A 14,964-nucleotide genomic window follows, 5' to 3' on the forward strand; every position below is an offset into this window, starting at 1 on the left:
GCAACGCTGCTGCAGGCTTGCGCGACGGCCGATCAACAGGACTTTGACGAGGAGAAAAGCATGGCCGAGATGGATGACATTCCTGCAATCATGTCGCACGTTTCTGTCGGCACCAATCGCTTTGCCGACGCGATCGCTTTCTATGATGCCGTGCTTGCGACCATCGGTGCGCGGCGCGTTTTTGAGGTCCCCGGCTTCAATGCCGTCGCCTACGGCAAGCAGTTCCCCGAGTTCTGGGTGCAATCGCCCATCGACGGCAAGCCCGCCAACGTTGGCAACGGTACGCACTTCGGCTTCATCGCGCCGACGAAGGAAGCCGTTGACGCGTTTTTCGCGGCCGCATTGGCGGCGGGGGCAAGTGCCGAGGGCGACCCCGGCGGTCGGGCGCATTACAGCGAGGCCTACTACGGCTGCTTCGTACGTGACCTGGACGGTCACAAGATCGAGGCGATGTATTGGGATCTTTCCAAGGACCCGCACCACTGCGCCTGATGTTTGCCCGATTCGAGGTGTGTGGAGCCGCGGCTTCAAATGAGGCAGGAGGGTGCGCCCCTCCTGCCCATATTTCGTAGCGCTATGCCCGCGCGCACTTGCGTACGGTATCGAGCGTCCGCGTGGTGATCTCCTTGCCGAAGGTCCGTTCCAGCAAGGCCATGAACACCGGCCCCTTTTCGTTGGGGACGTAGGCAGAAAATACCTCGGTCCCGTCGAGTCTCAGGATGCTTGCCTGCTCCTGTTCAATGGGAAGCCCAATGCGTGCCTCGAAAGGCCTGCGCAGGAATGTGATGACGGCCTTCGCGCTGGCAGGCAGTCCGTATACCGAAAACGGGTTCGGTTCGATGAGGGATTGCAGAAACGCCGAAGGCCGAACGATGGTCAAAAAGACCCGGCCCAGGTGATCTTTCATGGCTGCTTCAGCCGTGCTTTCGAGTTTGGTGACGATGTCCGGCTCTGCGGAAAACGCGACGTTTCCGCTCGACAGGATGGTCTTTACGTCGGAAAAACCGGCGGCCTCGAAGCAGCGCTTCAGTTCAGGCATCCTGCAATTCATCGGGCTGACGCCGCGAAGGAAGGCCACATAGCGAGTCATGATTTTCTTGCCAGACCGTAGCTGGCATCGATCCAGCCGAAGATTTCGCTTGCCGGGACCGACCCATCCAGACAGATGGTGAACCAGTTGCGCTTGTTCATGTGGTAGCCGGGGAAGTACTTCTTCCCATCGACGGTTGCATCAATGATCAATGGGTCGATTCTCAAATCGATGATCTCCACCATCTCGTCGCCAGCCAGTCCAATCTTGTGCCGGGGGAGCGTGAGGAGGGCGGCATACCATTTGGCATTGTCCCCCCTGCGGAGGATCGCGTTCCTGGGGGATTTCGGCCATAGGAATTCGAGGTCACTGCCGTATCGGTCCTTTGCGTAACGGATGATCTCTCTTGCCTGGCTGCTCTTGAAGACATCTAGGTAAAAGCACTGCCTGGCGATCGTTGTCAGCAACTCCTCGCACTCTGCTCGGACAGCGCCAACAAACGGTCCGGAGGCGCCCGCGATCTTGAAGGGAACGTATATTTCGTTGTTGCTGGCATCGACAACGTCGGCAATGATCTTGCCGTTTTTGAGGACGGAAATCTGCGTTTCGAACTGTCCCTTCAGTATTTCGGCCGAATATGTGTAGCGGTCATCGTTTTCTACGAAGCCGAAAGCGAGCAGTTTTTCCTCGTCTGCTTCTCGATTGGCAAATAATTTTTCGATATCCATTGCCGCCGCCCTGAAAACAGTCAGTCCCCTATTTTCTAGCACCGTATTCGGCGGGCGGGCCAGATCCGGGCGTGTTCTTGATGGCTGGCAACACTTCAGGGAGATTGGTGTTCAGGGCATAAAAAACGCGGCATTGCCGCGTTTTTTAAGGTCGGGTGATTCCGCCGTGGAGTTTACTGCGTGACGACTGGAATCTTGCCGATCCGGGCCTGCCATTCCTTGGGGCCGGTCTGGTGGACCGAAGTGCCGGCGGAATCGACCGCGACGGTGACGGGCATGTCCTTCACCTCGAACTCGTAGATGGCTTCCATGCCGAGGTCGGCAAAGCCGAGCACCTTCGAGCTCTTGATGGCCTTGGACACCAGGTAGGCCGCGCCGCCCACCGCCATCAGGTACACAGACTTGTGCTTCTTGATGGCTTCGATGGCCGCCGGGCCGCGTTCGGATTTGCCGATCATGCCGAGCAAACCGGTCTGCGACAGCACCTGCTCGGTGAACTTGTCCATGCGCGTTGCAGTGGTGGGGCCGGCGGGGCCGACGACTTCGTCGCGCACCGGGTCGACCGGGCCGACGTAGTAGATGAAGCGGCCGCGGAAGTCGACCGGCAGTTGTTCGCCCTTGTTGAGCATGTCGACGATGCGCTTGTGCGCGGCGTCGCGGCCGGTGAGCATCTTGCCGTTGAGCAGCAGCACGTCGCCCGGTTGCCACGAAGCGACTTCTTCGCGCGTGACGGTGTCGAGATTCACACGCTTACCCTTGGAGCTGTCATAGGTCAGCGAGGGCCAGTCATCCAGCGAGGGCGCCTCGAGCGCCACGGGGCCAGAACCATCCAGCGTGAAGTGGGCGTGACGCGTGGCCGCGCAGTTGGGGATCATCGCGACCGGCAGGCTGGCGGCGTGCGTCGGGTAATCCAGGATCTTGACGTCCAGCACCGTGGTGAGGCCGCCCAGCCCCTGCGCGCCGATACCGAGCGCGTTGACCTTTTCCCACAGTTCGATGCGCAGCTCTTGGATGCGGTTCGACGGGCCGCGCGCGATGAGTTCCGGCATGTCGATCGGGTCCATCAGCGATTCCTTGGCCAACACCATGGCCTTTTCGGCCGTGCCGCCGATGCCGATGCCGAGCATGCCCGGCGGGCACCAGCCCGCACCCATCGTCGGCACCGTCTTGAGCACCCAGTCCACGATCGAGTCGGACGGATTGAGCATGACGAACTTGGATTTGTTCTCGGAGCCGCCACCCTTGGCCGCCACGGTGATGTCCACCTTGTCGCCGGGTACGACTTCGTAATGGATGACGGCCGGCGTGTTGTCGCGGCTGTTCTTGCGGGCGCCGGCCGGGTCCAGCAGGATCGAGGCGCGCAGCTTGTTGTCCGGGTCGTTGTAGGCGCGGCGCACGCCTTCGTTGATGGCGTCGTCGAGCGAACCGCTGAAGCCTTCCCAGCGCACGTCCATGCCGACCTTGACGAAAATGGTGACGATGCCGGTGTCCTGGCACAGCGGGCGATGGCCTTCGGCGCACATGCGCGAGTTGATCAGGATCTGCGCCATCGCGTCCTTGGCGGCCGGGCTCTGTTCCAGCTCGTAGGCGCGGGCGAGGTTCTTGATGTAGTCGACCGGGTGGTAATAGCTGATGTACTGCAGTGCGTTGGCGACGCTGTCGATCAGGTCGGCCTGGCGAATCGTACTCATGGGATCGGACCTTTAGTGGCTGGCTTTTTTGCTGGCGGTTTCGTCTTCTTGCAGGGCAGGGGCCATCAGGCGGTCGGTTGCCGCGATGGCCATGGCGCTGAGCAGGAATACGACGTGGATGACCGTTTGCGCAATCAGGGTCTTCTCACTGTGCGCGTCGGCATTGATGAACGTCTTGAGCAGGTGGATCGACGAAATACCGATGATGGCCGTGGCCAGTTTGACCTTGAGCACCGAGGCATTCACGTGCGAGAGCCATTCCGGCTGATCCGGGTGGCCTTCGATGTGCAATCGCGACACAAAGGTCTCGTAGCCGCCGACGATCACCATGATCAGCAGGTTGGAGATCATCACCACGTCGATCAGGCCCAGCACGACCAGCATGATGGTTGTCTCGGTGAGCTTGCCGGCGTCCGCGCCATAGCCCACCGCTTGGGTGATGTGGTCGAGCGACGCCTGGTGGCCCATGGCGGCGCCGATGAGGTCGACGAGTTCGACCCAGAAGTGCACGACGTACACACACTGGGCGAGGATCAGCCCCATGTAGAGGGGCAGTTGCAGCCATCGGCTGGCAAAGATGAGTTGCGGCAGGGGCCGCATGGGCTTGTTGGGTTGCATGGTTTCCGGCGGCTATGTTGCCGCTCGCATCGTTATGGAAAACCGCGTGAGTATATCAGGCGGCTCAATGAAGGCCGGACTCGGTCTGCGGCGTTGCACCATGAAAAAAGTGGCATGTTACCGGTTGTCGTAAACGCTGGGAAATCCGTCGAAACGACGAGGTGGCGCGGCTTTCCGGCCGATGGACGGTCGTCATTGCGGCGTTGGACTTCCTTCAGGTTTATGGCAGCATACTGCCGGAGCTTTCCTACTGGGATGCCCGAATAACTAGCAGGCCCGGCAGCCAAGGCGCACGGGTCTCGCAGAATGACCAAAGGATGTGGACAGATGCATGCCAACACGAGATTCACGTGGGCAGGGGGTCGTCGTTCCGGTTTCACCCTGCTTGAACTGCTGGTTGTCGTAGCGATCATCGGCCTATTGGCCGCCTATGTCGGTCCCAAGTATTTTTCTCAGCTCGGCAAATCCGAGCAGAGCGTCGCCAAGGCGCAGATCGAAGCCTTTGCCAAGGCATTGGATACCTACCGGCTCGACGTCGGACGCTATCCCACCACCTCGGAAGGGCTGGCGGCGCTTCTCAACAAACCGGCCAGCGCCAATCGCTGGAACGGACCCTATCTTCAGAAAGACGTGCCGCTCGATCCGTGGGGCAAGGCTTACAGCTACAAAAGCCCGGGCACGCGCGGCAAGGATTTCGACATTCTCTCGTACGGTAGCGACGGTCAGCCCGGCGGGACTGATACCGCGGCCGACATTACCAACTGAGCCGCCGGTCGACTGCAATCATGCAGTTCGAAATTCGCGCGCTCGGCTCAGGTGGGCAAATGCAGACGGTGCGGCTGGAAGCCGAAGACGCCGCTGCCGCCCACCGCGCGGCCGAGGCACAGCGGCTGACCCCGGTCACCGTCAAGGCGCTGGGGCAGGGCCGGGCGCGGCGGCGCGGGCGTGGGGCTTTCTCGCTGGTGATGTTCAGCCAGGAACTGCTCGCCCTGCTTGAAGCCGGCCTGTCCCTGGTCGAAGGTCTCGAAGCGCTCATCGAGAAAGAAAGCAACGAATCCTCGCGCGCCATCATGGCTGCGCTCATTACCCGCATGCGCGAGGGGCTGCGCTTTTCCGACGCGGTGGCCCAGCAGCCCGAGCATTTTCCGCCGCTGTTCATCGGCATCGTCAAAGCGGCCGAGCGCACCAGCGATCTGCCGCAGGCCCTGGCGCGCTACGTGGACTACCAGACGCGCGTCGAACAGGTGCGTAGCCGCATCGTCAGCGCACTGATCTATCCCTGCGTGCTGTTCTCGGTTGGCGGCATGGTGGCGCTGTTCCTCATGGCGTACGTCGTGCCCAAGTTCGCATCGGTGTACAAAGACAGCGGCCGCGATCTGCCATGGATGTCCAAGCTGTTGCTCGGCTGGGGCGATTTCCTTTCCGCGCACGCGGCGTCGGTCGGCGTTGTCGTGGCGTCGATCATCGTGCTCATTGTCTACACGCTGCGCCGCATTACGCGTGAGGGACGCTGGTCGCAACTGGCCGCTCGCGTGCCGGGCATCGCTGAACGCGCGCGAATCCTGGAACTCTCGCGCATGTACCTCACGCTGGGCATGCTGCTCGAAGGCGGTATCACGATCCTGACCGCGCTCGACATGGTGGGCGGCACCGTGGCGCCCGATTCGCGCGCCAGGCTGGTGGCCGCGCGCGGGGAGATCGCCAATGGCGAGCCGGTATCCAGGGCGTTCGAACTGCATGGCCTGTCGACACCCATCGCGTTGCGCATGCTGCGCGTGGGCGAGCGTTCCGGCCAACTGGGCGCCATGCTGACGCGCTCCGCATTGTTCTACGAAGGCGAAAGCGCGCGCTGGATCGAACGCTTCTCCAAGGTGTTCGAGCCGGCGCTGATGGCTTTCATCGGTATCGTCATCGGGCTGATCGTCGTGTTGCTGTACATGCCGATCTTCGATCTGGCGGGGTCGCTGCAATGAACGCGCCGCTCAACGATCCGGACCCGGCCGCCATGCTCGACATCGCTATCCTGGCGCGTGGGCGCGCCGCTGCGCAGGCGAGCGGGCGCAGTGCCATGAGCGAACTCGAAACCCTGACCGGCCTGCCGTCGCGCGACCTGTTGCGAGCCGTGGCCACGCGCCTGCGCTATGCGGTGATCGAAACCGCCGACATGCTCGATTGCGTGCCGGCCTTCGACGTGCTGCCGTTGGCCCGCGCACAGCAACGCCACTGCGTCTTGCTGCGCCAGGGCGAAGCCATGATCGCGGCCATCTCGGACCCCTTCGACGCCGATCTGCAAGTCTGGCTGGAGAGCATCGCCCATCGATCGCTTGAATACCGGCTCGCGCTCGAGGGTGACATCCTCGCGTACCTGTCGAAGCAGGAAGAATCCATGCGCGCCATGGACAGCCTGCTCGCCGATGCCGATACCGACCGGCGTGACGGCAAGGCGCTGGAGAGCTTGTCCTTCGCGTCGGTGTCCGACGCCACCAGCCCGGCCGTCAAGCTGGTCAATTCCACGCTGTACGACGCGCTCAAGATCGGCGCGAGCGATATCCACCTCGAATCGACGGCAAGCGGCATGGTGTCGAAGTACCGCATCGACGGCGTGCTCGACGAGATCGCCAAGATTCCGGGCGTAGCGCTGGCCGAGCAGATCATCTCGCGCATCAAGGTGCTGTCCGAGCTGGACATCGCCGAGCGCCGCGTGCCGCAGGACGGCAGCTTCCGTGTCGAGGCGCGCGGGCGCGAGATCGACCTGCGCGTGTCGATCATGCCGAGCATTCACGGCGAAGACGCCGTGATCCGTATCCTCGACAAGCGCGCCATGGTGGAGCAGTACGGCTCGCTGTCGCTGGATGCCACGGGCATGGATGCCCGCACGCTGACCATCCTGCGTCGACTCGTGCAGGAGCCCTACGGCATGGTGCTGGTGACGGGCCCGACGGGTTCGGGCAAGACCACCACGCTCTACGGCGCGCTATCCGAAATCAACAGTGGCCGCGACAAGATCATCACCATCGAAGATCCGGTCGAGTACCAATTGCCCGGCATCCTGCAGATTCCGGTCAACGACAAAAAGGGGCTGACCTTCGCGCGCGGACTGCGTTCGATCCTGCGGCACGACCCGGACAAGATCATGGTCGGCGAGATCCGCGACAAGGAGACCGCCGAGATCGCCGTGCAGTCGGCGCTCACCGGGCACCTCGTGCTGTCGACGGTGCACGCCAACAACGTCTATGACGTGTTCGGCCGCTTTCACCACATCGGTGTCGATCTGTACTCGTTCGTGTCCGCGCTCAATGGCGTCACCGCGCAACGCCTGGTGCGGCTGAATTGCCGCCACTGCGCCACGCCGTACGAGCCGGACGACGAAGAACTGGCGGCTGCACAGCTCGTACGCTCGGCTGTCACGGGATATCGATTCATGCGCGGGCGCGGTTGCGGCGATTGCCGCGGCACCGGCTACCGGGGCCGCAAGGCGATTGCCGAAGTGCTGATGATGAATCCCGAGATCGCCGAGCTGATCGTGGAGCGTCGTTCGGTGCGGCAGATCATGGAAGCCGCACGCCGAGGCGGCACGCGCAGTCTGTTTGAAGAAGCGCTGGCGCTGGTGGCGCGTGGCGAGACGAGCCTGGAGGAGGTGCGGCGTGTCACGCTGGCGTCCTGAACGGCTCACCATGGGGATCGATGCCGACGGCATCGCCATCTGCGCGTGGCGCGAAGGCGGCTGGCAATCCGCGGCGCAACTGCCTTTCGACCATGACCTGGGTGCCACGGCGGTCGGCCTCGATTGGGTAACGGCACTGTCCGCGGCCATGGCGCAGAGCAAGGTGCGGCGCGGCGTGCTGAACGTGACGCTGGCCGATGCGTTGGCGCGTTATTGGCTGGTGGATGTGCCGGCAGGCATTTCAAGCCTGAACGAGCTCCACGCGCTGGCCGCCGGCCGCTTCGAGGCGCTTTTTGGCGAAGTCGCCAGCCAGTGGCACATCGAAGCCGACTGGCGTGCCTCGGGGCGCATCCTGGCGGCCGCCGTGCCGCGGTCGCTCACGCTGGCGTTGAGTACGTGCGCCGCGCGCGCTGGCTGGAAGCTCGATTCCGTGGTGCCCGCTGCGGTGCGCACCCTGAACCGCAATGCCGCGCGCATACCAGACGAGGCATGGTTGGTCGTGTTCGGTCATGACCATTACCTCGCCATCCTGCTCAGCGGTGGCGCGCCGATGTTCGTGCGCCAGTTGCGGCACGAGGCAGGGCATGTGGCACACGACCTTGTGTCGCGGCTGGAGACCGAGTGCCTGCGCGGCGGGTACGCGATGCCTGTCAAGGTAGTGTTCGCTGGTGCGCTGCCGTTTGCCGTGGAGCCCGATCCGCACAGCGACTGGCAGGCGGTGGTGCTGGAGCGCGGGCTGGCCAGCGCGGCCGGCGGCAATATGCCGGGTGCGGCGCTGGCGGTGGAAGGCGCGCGCGCATGACGCCGACGCGTATCGACTTCTCCGGCCGTTCGCGTGCGCTGGCGCTCGATTCGCATCGCACCGCTCACCGCATCGCCGCCGCCTTTCTGGTTATCGGCGTGGTGATGCTGGCTTCTGGCGCGGCGGTGGCGTGGAGGCTCGCGCAGAGGACCGCGCAGGTGAATGACACCGTCGCTCGTCTGCAGGCTGCCCGCGATGCCGCTGATCCGGCCGCCACTGCGCAAGCCGTGCAGTTGTCGCCCGACGACGCCGAACTTGTGGCGGGCGCGGTGGCCGGGCTCAACTATCCGTGGGCCAATATCATGAGCAATCTCGAACGCTCGCTGACACCGGGCGTATCGATGATTTCCATCGAACTCGGCGTGGCGCGGCAAAGCGTGAAGATGGTCATCGACGCACCGGACATCGATCATGCGATTCCGTATGTCGACGGCATCCGGCACGACCCGATGTTTGCCCAGATCACCCTCGTCAAGCAGGAGGTCGTCAACCTCGGCGACAACGTGACAGCCATGCGCTTTACGCTGGAAGCGCCGACCGCCGCGCCTGCCGCGACACCGCGCGGGGAGGTGGCTCGATGAAGCGCATACCCCGCATCGACGGCGCGCGTGCGCGCCTGTGGCTGGAGATCACCTGGCGGCGCGAAGGTTTGCTGCCTTTCCTTGCCGTCCTGGCGATGGTCGCCGGCCTTTTCGCCTGGGGCGTGTCGGTGCCGCGCGCATCGCACGAACTTGCCCAGCAACAGGATCGCCTGGCTCGCGTGCAGACGCAGCCGGCCGAGGCTCGCCCCGTGTTGCCGCCGGCCCAGGCGTTCCAGACGCGGCTGTCCGATCCCGCCAAGACCAGCCAGGCATTGCGGCGGATTTTTGCGCTGGCCGCCGAGCATGGCGTGTCGGTGTCGCAGGCCGATTACCGTCGCGTCGTCAATCGCAGCGCCGATGGTAGCCGCCTGCCAGTGGCGCAGTTGCAGATTGCGCTGCCCGTGCGTGGGCAGTACGCGGCGATCAAGCGATTTGCGCTGGGCATGCTGACCGAGGTGCCCGCGCTTTCGATCGACCAGATGACACTCAAGCGGCAGTTCGCCACGTCCAACGTGGTGGACGGGCAGCTCTACCTGAGCATCTGGGAACGCACGCCGGAGAACGCCCCGTGAAGGCCAATCGACGGCTATTGATATTGGGCGCCTTGCTGCTGGTGGCCGCATGGCTGGCCATCTTCGGCGACAAAACGCCGTCCGCCACGGTCGCCGAGCCCGTGGCGCGTGCCGCGCCCGCCGCGCCTCCGGTGGCTGCGAACGACACCGCGCCGGCCGGCGATGCGGCGACGACGATCGAACAACCCGTTCCGCGCAGTGCGGTCGTCGCCGCGCCTGCGACGGCGGAAGAGTCGGACCTGTTCGCGCCGGAGTTCGTGCCGAAACCGCCGCCACCGCCGCCTCCGCCTCCGCAACAGGCGCCACCGCCGCCTGTGTTGAAGCTGAGTTTCATTGGCAAACAACTGGCGGACGGCAAGTGGACGGCGTTCTTCGAAAGGGATGGACAAGTACTGGTTGGACGCGAAGGGACGACACTCGATGAGTACCGTGTCGACGCGATCCGTGACAACGAAGTGGTCGTGACCGATCAGCAGAACCGAGTGACGCACATCATCCCGACAGAGGGTGTACAACAATGAGATGTGGATTCTTGCAGCGTTTGCATGTGCCCGTTCTGGGCCTGATGCTGGTACTGCTCGCCGCCTGTGCCATGCAGCCTTTGCGCTCCGAACTGGAGCAGGGCAAGACGTACATGGACCAGGGGCGCTACCAGGACGCCTACAACACGCTCAAGGGCGTGTACGAGCAAGCGCCCAACAATGCCGAGGTACGCGCGGCGTTCCTGTCGGCACGCGAACGCCTGGGCACCGCGTTGCTGACGCGCGGCGATGAGGCCATGGGCCAGCAGCGTTGGGCGGACGCCGAGAGCCTGTACGGACAGGCCAGCGTCATCAGCGGATTCGGCGATCGGGCGCTGGTGCGCATGCGTAGCCTGCAGGCCGCCATCGATGCTTCAAAGCCCAAGCCCGTGCCGCCGCCGGCACCGGTCGACCCGTTTGTCGAAGCGATGCAGAAGCGCGTGTCGCTGCAGTTCCGCGATGCCTCGATCCGGTCGATCTTCGATGTGCTGTCGAAGACATCGGGCTTGAACATCATCGTCGACCGCGATGTGCCGCCCGGATTGAAGACCACGGTTTTCCTCAACAACACGACGGTCGAGAGCGCCATCAAGAAGATCGTGATGACTTCGCAACTGGCCACGCGCCAGTTCGATGACAACACGCTGCTCGTATATCCGGACCAGCCGACCAAGCAGCAGGACTACCAGCAACTGGTGGTGAAGAGCTTCCACCTGGGCAACGCCGACGCCAAGGCTGTGGCCAACAGCTTGAAAACGGTGCTGCGCTTCCGCGACGTGGTGGTCGACGACAAGCTGAACATGATCGTCATGCGCGACACGCCTGAGGCCATCCGCATGGCTGAGAAACTCGTCGCCATGCACGACGTGCCCGAGCCCGAAGTGATGCTGGACGTCGAAATCCTCGAAGTCAGCCGTTCGCTGTTGCAGGATCTCGGCGTCGAATGGCCGTCCCAGTTGCAGCTCAATGCGCTGCCGTTCCAGTTACAGAGCGGATCGAGTTTTGATTCGACGGTGCCGCTCACCTTGCGCGACCTGATGCAGCTCACGCCCGGACGCATCGGCGCCACAGTGGGGCCGATGAGCATCAACGCGCATGCCACCGATGGCGATGTCAGCCTGCTGGCAAACCCGCGCATCCGCGCCAAGAACAAAGAGAAGGCCAAGATCCTGATCGGCGAGCGCGTGCCCAATATCAGTTCGACGGCGACGTCGACAGGCTTTGTCAGCGAGAACATCAACTACGTGGATGTCGGCCTCAAGCTCGACGTCGAGCCGCAGGTGTATCCGGACAACCAGGTCGTCATCAAGCTGGCGCTGGAGGTGAGCAACATCCTCGACACCACGCAGACGAAAAGCGGAACGCTGGCCTATCGCATCGGCACCCGCAACGCGTCGACGGTGCTGCGGCTCAAGGATGGCGAAAACCAGATCCTCGCCGGCCTGATCCAGGACGAAGACAGCAAGTCGATGTCCAAGGTGCCCGCACTCGGTGACATTCCGATTCTGGGACGCTTGTTCGGTAGCCAGCACGACGAAAAGAAGAAGACCGAAATCGTGCTCTCGATCACGCCCCACCTGATCCGCGCCATCAATCGGCCGTCGGCCGCGTCGGCCCAGTTCGACGCCGGCACGGTCACGGGCATTCGCGGCCATCGCGCAGAAAACGAAACCGGCACGGGGCAGGACGTGGTGACCACCACGCCGGAGAACGAAGGCGGCAACAGTAACGCGCAACGCCAGCAAGGCAACCAGTACAACCAGAATAACCAGAACAACGGCTTCAACAGTTCGTCGCAGCAAGGCGGCATGCGCACCAATCGCGACGAGCCATGAGCCTGAGGCAACGCCTGGTTGTTCGTATGCAATCGCGCGGCTTCACGCTGGTGGAGCTGCTGGTGGTCATGGCGATCATCGCGTTGCTGCTCACGCTGGCCGTCCCGCGCTACTTCAATAGCCTCGATCGCTCCAAGGAGAGCATCCTGGCGGAAAATCTGCGCACCACGCGCGAGACCATCGACAAGTTCTACGCCGATCAGGGGCGTTATCCCGACTCGCTGAGCGAACTGGTCACGCTCAAATATCTGCGCAGCCTCCCGTACGACCCCATCACCGATAGCACGCAGACCTGGGTGATCATCTCGCCCGAGTCGCCGTATCGCGGGCAGGTCTATGACATCAAGAGCGGCGCGCGCGGCGGCACGAAGCAGGGGAAAGCGTACTCGTCGATGTAAAAAAAGGCCGCCGCACCGATGGCGCAGCGGCCGTTGAAGGTCCCGGGGAGAGGCCGGGACTGCGTATGAACGGTATGTGCGCGACGGGTTCAGTCGAGCGCCAGGCGGACACGCCGCCAGTCGCGTTCGATGCGGTCGCTCAGGATGCGCGCGGCCACGGCTTCGATCGGTCGTACTTCATGCGGCGGCAGCAACAGCGCCACTTCGCGCTGGGCTGGCGGGCATGCGCCCGTGGCGACGACTTCGACGGCGATCCGTTCGTTCGCCGTGTCCACCGTCACTTTCCAGCCGCCGTACTGTCCCTGGCGATAGGCTTCGCTTTCGCCGTCGTCCTCGAAGCAGGTTTCGACATGCCGGCCGACACCTTGCGCCGGAAAGAGCGCGAAAGCGCGTTCGTCCGCCGGCTGCGCGAAGTGTTGTTCGGCGATGTTCAGCGGCAGGATCGCGCCCTCGCGCACGAGCAGGGGCGGGCGATCCATGGGCGCCGGCAGGACGATGTCCTGCCCGCCGCCATAGCGTTCCTTCGTCCAGAAGTCGTACCAGCCTGCGCCGGCAGGCAGGTACACGCGGCGCTCACGCTGATCGGGTTCGACGACGGAGGCCACCAGCAGACGATCGCCCAGCATGGTGTCGTCCCTGTCGACGTAGCAGCGCGCATCGTCCGGGAATTCATAGAACGTGGGACGCAGGATCGGTTCATAGCGCTGGTGCGAGCGCCATAGCAGGTCGTACAGATACGGGATGAGCTGGTAGCGGAAGCGGATCAGTTCGCGGATGTGGTGCGTGGCCTCCGGGTACATCCACGGCTCATTGACGCTGCCGTCATCGTTCCATGAATGGATGGAGAAGCGCGGCAGAAAGATGCCATGTTGCACCCATCGCACGAGCAGTTCAGGCGATGGCGCCGGGCCGGCGAAGCCGCCGATGTCGTGCCCGGTGTTGGAGACGCCGGACATCGCCAGGCCCAATGCCATCTTGATGTTGTAGCGCAGGGTGTCCCAGCTCGTGTAGTTGTCGCCCGACCATGTCTGCACATAGCGCTGCATGCCGGCCGCGCCCGAGCGCGAAACCAGGAAGGGGCGCTTGCCGGGCGAATACTCCGATTGTGCGGCGCGCGAGCTCTTGAGCATCAGCAGCGTCTGCAGCGGACGCAACTCGCGCGCCGGGCGTGGCGCGCCAAAGCCATGGATGAGCGCCGTATCGCTCCAGATTTCGAATTCGTTGTTGTCGTTCCAGGTGGCGGCGATGCCGTATTCGAGCAGGGCATCGGTGACGCGGGCCTTCCACCACGCAATGGTCGCCGGATTGGTGAAGTCGAGGTAAGCGCCGGTTTCGTCCCAGAATTGCACGGCCGTCGGCGCACCGTCCAGATCATGGACGAACAAGCCCGCATCGCGCGCTTCGGCAAAGCGTGGATGGTCCTGCAGGAGACACGGCTTGATGTTCGGGCAGAGCTTGAGACCCTTGTCGAGATAGTCCTGTACGAAGCGCCTGATGTCCGGGAACTTGTCGTGGTTCCAGTTAAAGACGTAGCGCTTGCCATCGATCGAGGTGTAGCCCGACGACAGGTGGAACGAATCGCACAGGATGTCGTGCTCGGCGCAGCCTTCGAGGAATTCGTTCATGCGTTCCTGCGCATTCGGGGCATCGGTGTACGTCATGGTCGAGCCGGAATAGCCCAGCCCCCATCGTGGCGTGAAGGCCGGCCGTCCCGTGAGCCATGTGTAGCGCAGCGTAACGTCGGCCAGCGTGTCGCCGGCGATGAAGTAGAGATCCAGGTCGCCGTGGTCGGCCACGAAGTAGCGATAGTGGCCGTGGTAGTTGTCCAGCTCGCGTCCCATGTCGAAGGTGCAGTCGGACAGCGTGTCGTAGAACAGGCCGTAGGCCGCGCCCGTGCCTGGCTTGTAGGTCAGATAGAAGGGGATGTGCTTGTACAGCGGATCGGTGCGCCGTGCGTCATATCCCATCGGGTCGAGATTGCACATGCGATAGCTGTGACCGTGCCGGTTGGCTTCGCCCGCGCGCTCGCCCAGTCCGAAGTACATGTCGTCGCGCTCCCGGCGCAGGTAGTGATAGACGCGCTCGTCCCACCATCCGAAATTGTAGCTCTGCGTGGGGCGATCGGCCGCGGCGGGTAGCCACTGACCACCGCGATTCGTTTCCCACGCGCATTGCAGACCGTCGAAGCGGATGGTCAGGCGGACCTTGCCTGTCTGCACGACGATGGATTCCCGCGTCGTCTCCAGCGCGTACGCGGGCAGCGAGAAGCCGCTCGTATCCATGCGGTCGCGGCCTTCGGCGGCAACGTCTTCCAGACCGGGCGCGATGGCCCACGTCTGCGACAGATTGAGCTTGCCGTGCGGTAGAACCAGGACGCGGACGATGTCCTCTTCGAGCACGAAAATGTGGGCGACGTGTCCTTCCGGCGAGTTCAGCGTGACGTGATTGCCGGATCTGGAGTGAAGCGAAAACTGCGGATTGGTGTTCATGGTTCTTTCCTAAGGGGCGTCGAGCGTGGGGCGGC

At 63.5% G+C, this 14,964-nt stretch carries 15 protein-coding genes; 10 read left to right on the top strand and 5 right to left on the bottom strand.

Annotated features, from left to right (window positions below):
- Positions 1-60 precede the first annotated feature (60 nt).
- Complete coding sequence (locus tag ACDA63_RS07840) at positions 61-492, top strand: VOC family protein (RefSeq protein ID WP_373662665.1); 432 nt, start codon at positions 61-63, stop codon at positions 490-492.
- An 82-nt stretch (positions 493-574) separates the two neighbouring features.
- Here ACDA63_RS07840 and ACDA63_RS07845 read toward each other — a convergent pair whose 3' ends face one another.
- From ACDA63_RS07845 to ACDA63_RS07860, 4 genes are all read right to left on the bottom strand, one after another.
- Positions 575-1,039 (bottom strand): DUF1697 domain-containing protein, encoded by a 465-nt coding sequence (locus ACDA63_RS07845; protein ID WP_373662666.1) that lies wholly within the window; start codon positions 1,037-1,039, stop codon positions 575-577.
- 47 nt (positions 1,040-1,086) lie between these two features.
- Positions 1,087-1,758: an MmcQ/YjbR family DNA-binding protein gene (locus ACDA63_RS07850; RefSeq protein ID WP_373662667.1), complete on the bottom strand. Its 672-nt coding sequence runs from the start codon at positions 1,756-1,758 to the stop codon at positions 1,087-1,089.
- Positions 1,759-1,931: 173 nt separating this feature from the next.
- Positions 1,932-3,449 carry a fumarate hydratase gene (locus tag ACDA63_RS07855; RefSeq protein WP_373662668.1) on the bottom strand — a complete coding sequence of 506 codons (1,518 nt, stop codon included), beginning with the start codon at positions 3,447-3,449 and terminating at the stop codon, positions 1,932-1,934.
- A 12-nt stretch (positions 3,450-3,461) separates the two neighbouring features.
- Positions 3,462-4,067 (bottom strand): TIGR00645 family protein, encoded by a 606-nt coding sequence (locus ACDA63_RS07860; protein ID WP_373662669.1) that lies wholly within the window; start codon positions 4,065-4,067, stop codon positions 3,462-3,464.
- A 327-nt stretch (positions 4,068-4,394) separates the two neighbouring features.
- Here ACDA63_RS07860 and gspG point away from each other — a divergent pair, with 327 nt between their 5' ends.
- The 9 genes from gspG to ACDA63_RS07905 are packed head-to-tail and all read left to right on the top strand — an operon-like array spanning position 4,395 to position 12,440.
- Entirely contained in the window at positions 4,395-4,832 is a 438-nt protein-coding gene (gene gspG / locus ACDA63_RS07865) for a type II secretion system major pseudopilin GspG (protein ID WP_373662670.1), read from the top strand.
- A 20-nt stretch (positions 4,833-4,852) separates the two neighbouring features.
- Entirely contained in the window at positions 4,853-6,040 is a 1,188-nt protein-coding gene (locus ACDA63_RS07870; RefSeq protein ID WP_373662671.1) for a type II secretion system F family protein, read from the top strand.
- The gene (locus ACDA63_RS07875; RefSeq protein WP_373662672.1) at positions 6,037-7,731 is read left to right on the top strand and encodes a GspE/PulE family protein; all 1,695 of its coding nucleotides are present in this window, start codon (positions 6,037-6,039) and stop codon (positions 7,729-7,731) included. Before ACDA63_RS07870 ends, ACDA63_RS07875 begins: the two co-directional genes overlap by 4 nt.
- Positions 7,712-8,533: a hypothetical protein gene (locus ACDA63_RS07880; protein ID WP_373662673.1), complete on the top strand. Its 822-nt coding sequence runs from the start codon at positions 7,712-7,714 to the stop codon at positions 8,531-8,533. The genes ACDA63_RS07875 and ACDA63_RS07880 overlap by 20 nt, the downstream gene beginning before the upstream one ends.
- The gene (locus ACDA63_RS07885; RefSeq protein ID WP_373662674.1) at positions 8,530-9,114 is read left to right on the top strand and encodes a hypothetical protein; all 585 of its coding nucleotides are present in this window, start codon (positions 8,530-8,532) and stop codon (positions 9,112-9,114) included. Before ACDA63_RS07880 ends, ACDA63_RS07885 begins: the two co-directional genes overlap by 4 nt.
- Positions 9,111-9,686 carry a hypothetical protein gene (locus ACDA63_RS07890; RefSeq protein WP_373662675.1) on the top strand — a complete coding sequence of 192 codons (576 nt, stop codon included), beginning with the start codon at positions 9,111-9,113 and terminating at the stop codon, positions 9,684-9,686. Before ACDA63_RS07885 ends, ACDA63_RS07890 begins: the two co-directional genes overlap by 4 nt.
- Positions 9,683-10,207, top strand: coding sequence for a hypothetical protein (locus ACDA63_RS07895; protein ID WP_373662676.1), 525 nt, complete (start codon positions 9,683-9,685; stop codon positions 10,205-10,207). Before ACDA63_RS07890 ends, ACDA63_RS07895 begins: the two co-directional genes overlap by 4 nt.
- 11 nt (positions 10,208-10,218) lie before the next feature.
- Positions 10,219-12,042: a secretin N-terminal domain-containing protein gene (locus ACDA63_RS07900; protein WP_373662677.1), complete on the top strand. Its 1,824-nt coding sequence runs from the start codon at positions 10,219-10,221 to the stop codon at positions 12,040-12,042.
- Entirely contained in the window at positions 12,039-12,440 is a 402-nt protein-coding gene (locus tag ACDA63_RS07905; RefSeq protein ID WP_373662678.1) for a type II secretion system protein, read from the top strand. The genes ACDA63_RS07900 and ACDA63_RS07905 overlap by 4 nt, the downstream gene beginning before the upstream one ends.
- Positions 12,441-12,529: 89 nt before the next feature.
- On the opposite strand, the gene ACDA63_RS07910 is transcribed toward ACDA63_RS07905, so the two are convergent.
- Positions 12,530-14,929 (bottom strand): TIM-barrel domain-containing protein, encoded by a 2,400-nt coding sequence (locus ACDA63_RS07910; RefSeq protein ID WP_373662679.1) that lies wholly within the window; start codon positions 14,927-14,929, stop codon positions 12,530-12,532.
- Positions 14,930-14,964: the final 35 nt, after the last annotated feature.

The organism is Uliginosibacterium sp. sgz301328 (assembly GCF_041807905.1).
Lineage (GTDB): Bacteria > Pseudomonadota > Gammaproteobacteria > Burkholderiales > Rhodocyclaceae > JBGVSA01.

Bases quoted from the DNA above. Each gene is read 5' to 3' on its own strand.
- ACDA63_RS07885 (WP_373662674.1), top strand. From the start codon at position 8,530: ATGACGCCGACGCGTATCGACTTCTCCGGCCGTTCGCGTGCGCTGGCG.
- ACDA63_RS07910 (WP_373662679.1), bottom strand. From the start codon at position 14,929: ATGAACACCAATCCGCAGTTTTCGCTTCACTCCAGATCCGGCAATCAC.
- ACDA63_RS07905 (WP_373662678.1), top strand. From the start codon at position 12,039: ATGAGCCTGAGGCAACGCCTGGTTGTTCGTATGCAATCGCGCGGCTTC.
- ACDA63_RS07870 (WP_373662671.1), top strand. From the start codon at position 4,853: ATGCAGTTCGAAATTCGCGCGCTCGGCTCAGGTGGGCAAATGCAGACG.
- ACDA63_RS07860 (WP_373662669.1), bottom strand. From the start codon at position 4,067: ATGCAACCCAACAAGCCCATGCGGCCCCTGCCGCAACTCATCTTTGCC.
- ACDA63_RS07875 (WP_373662672.1), top strand. From the start codon at position 6,037: ATGAACGCGCCGCTCAACGATCCGGACCCGGCCGCCATGCTCGACATC.
- gspG (WP_373662670.1), top strand. From the start codon at position 4,395: ATGCATGCCAACACGAGATTCACGTGGGCAGGGGGTCGTCGTTCCGGT.
- ACDA63_RS07845 (WP_373662666.1), bottom strand. From the start codon at position 1,039: ATGCCTGAACTGAAGCGCTGCTTCGAGGCCGCCGGTTTTTCCGACGTA.
- ACDA63_RS07890 (WP_373662675.1), top strand. From the start codon at position 9,111: ATGAAGCGCATACCCCGCATCGACGGCGCGCGTGCGCGCCTGTGGCTG.
- ACDA63_RS07840 (WP_373662665.1), top strand. From the start codon at position 61: ATGGCCGAGATGGATGACATTCCTGCAATCATGTCGCACGTTTCTGTC.
- ACDA63_RS07850 (WP_373662667.1), bottom strand. From the start codon at position 1,758: ATGGATATCGAAAAATTATTTGCCAATCGAGAAGCAGACGAGGAAAAA.
- ACDA63_RS07855 (WP_373662668.1), bottom strand. From the start codon at position 3,449: ATGAGTACGATTCGCCAGGCCGACCTGATCGACAGCGTCGCCAACGCA.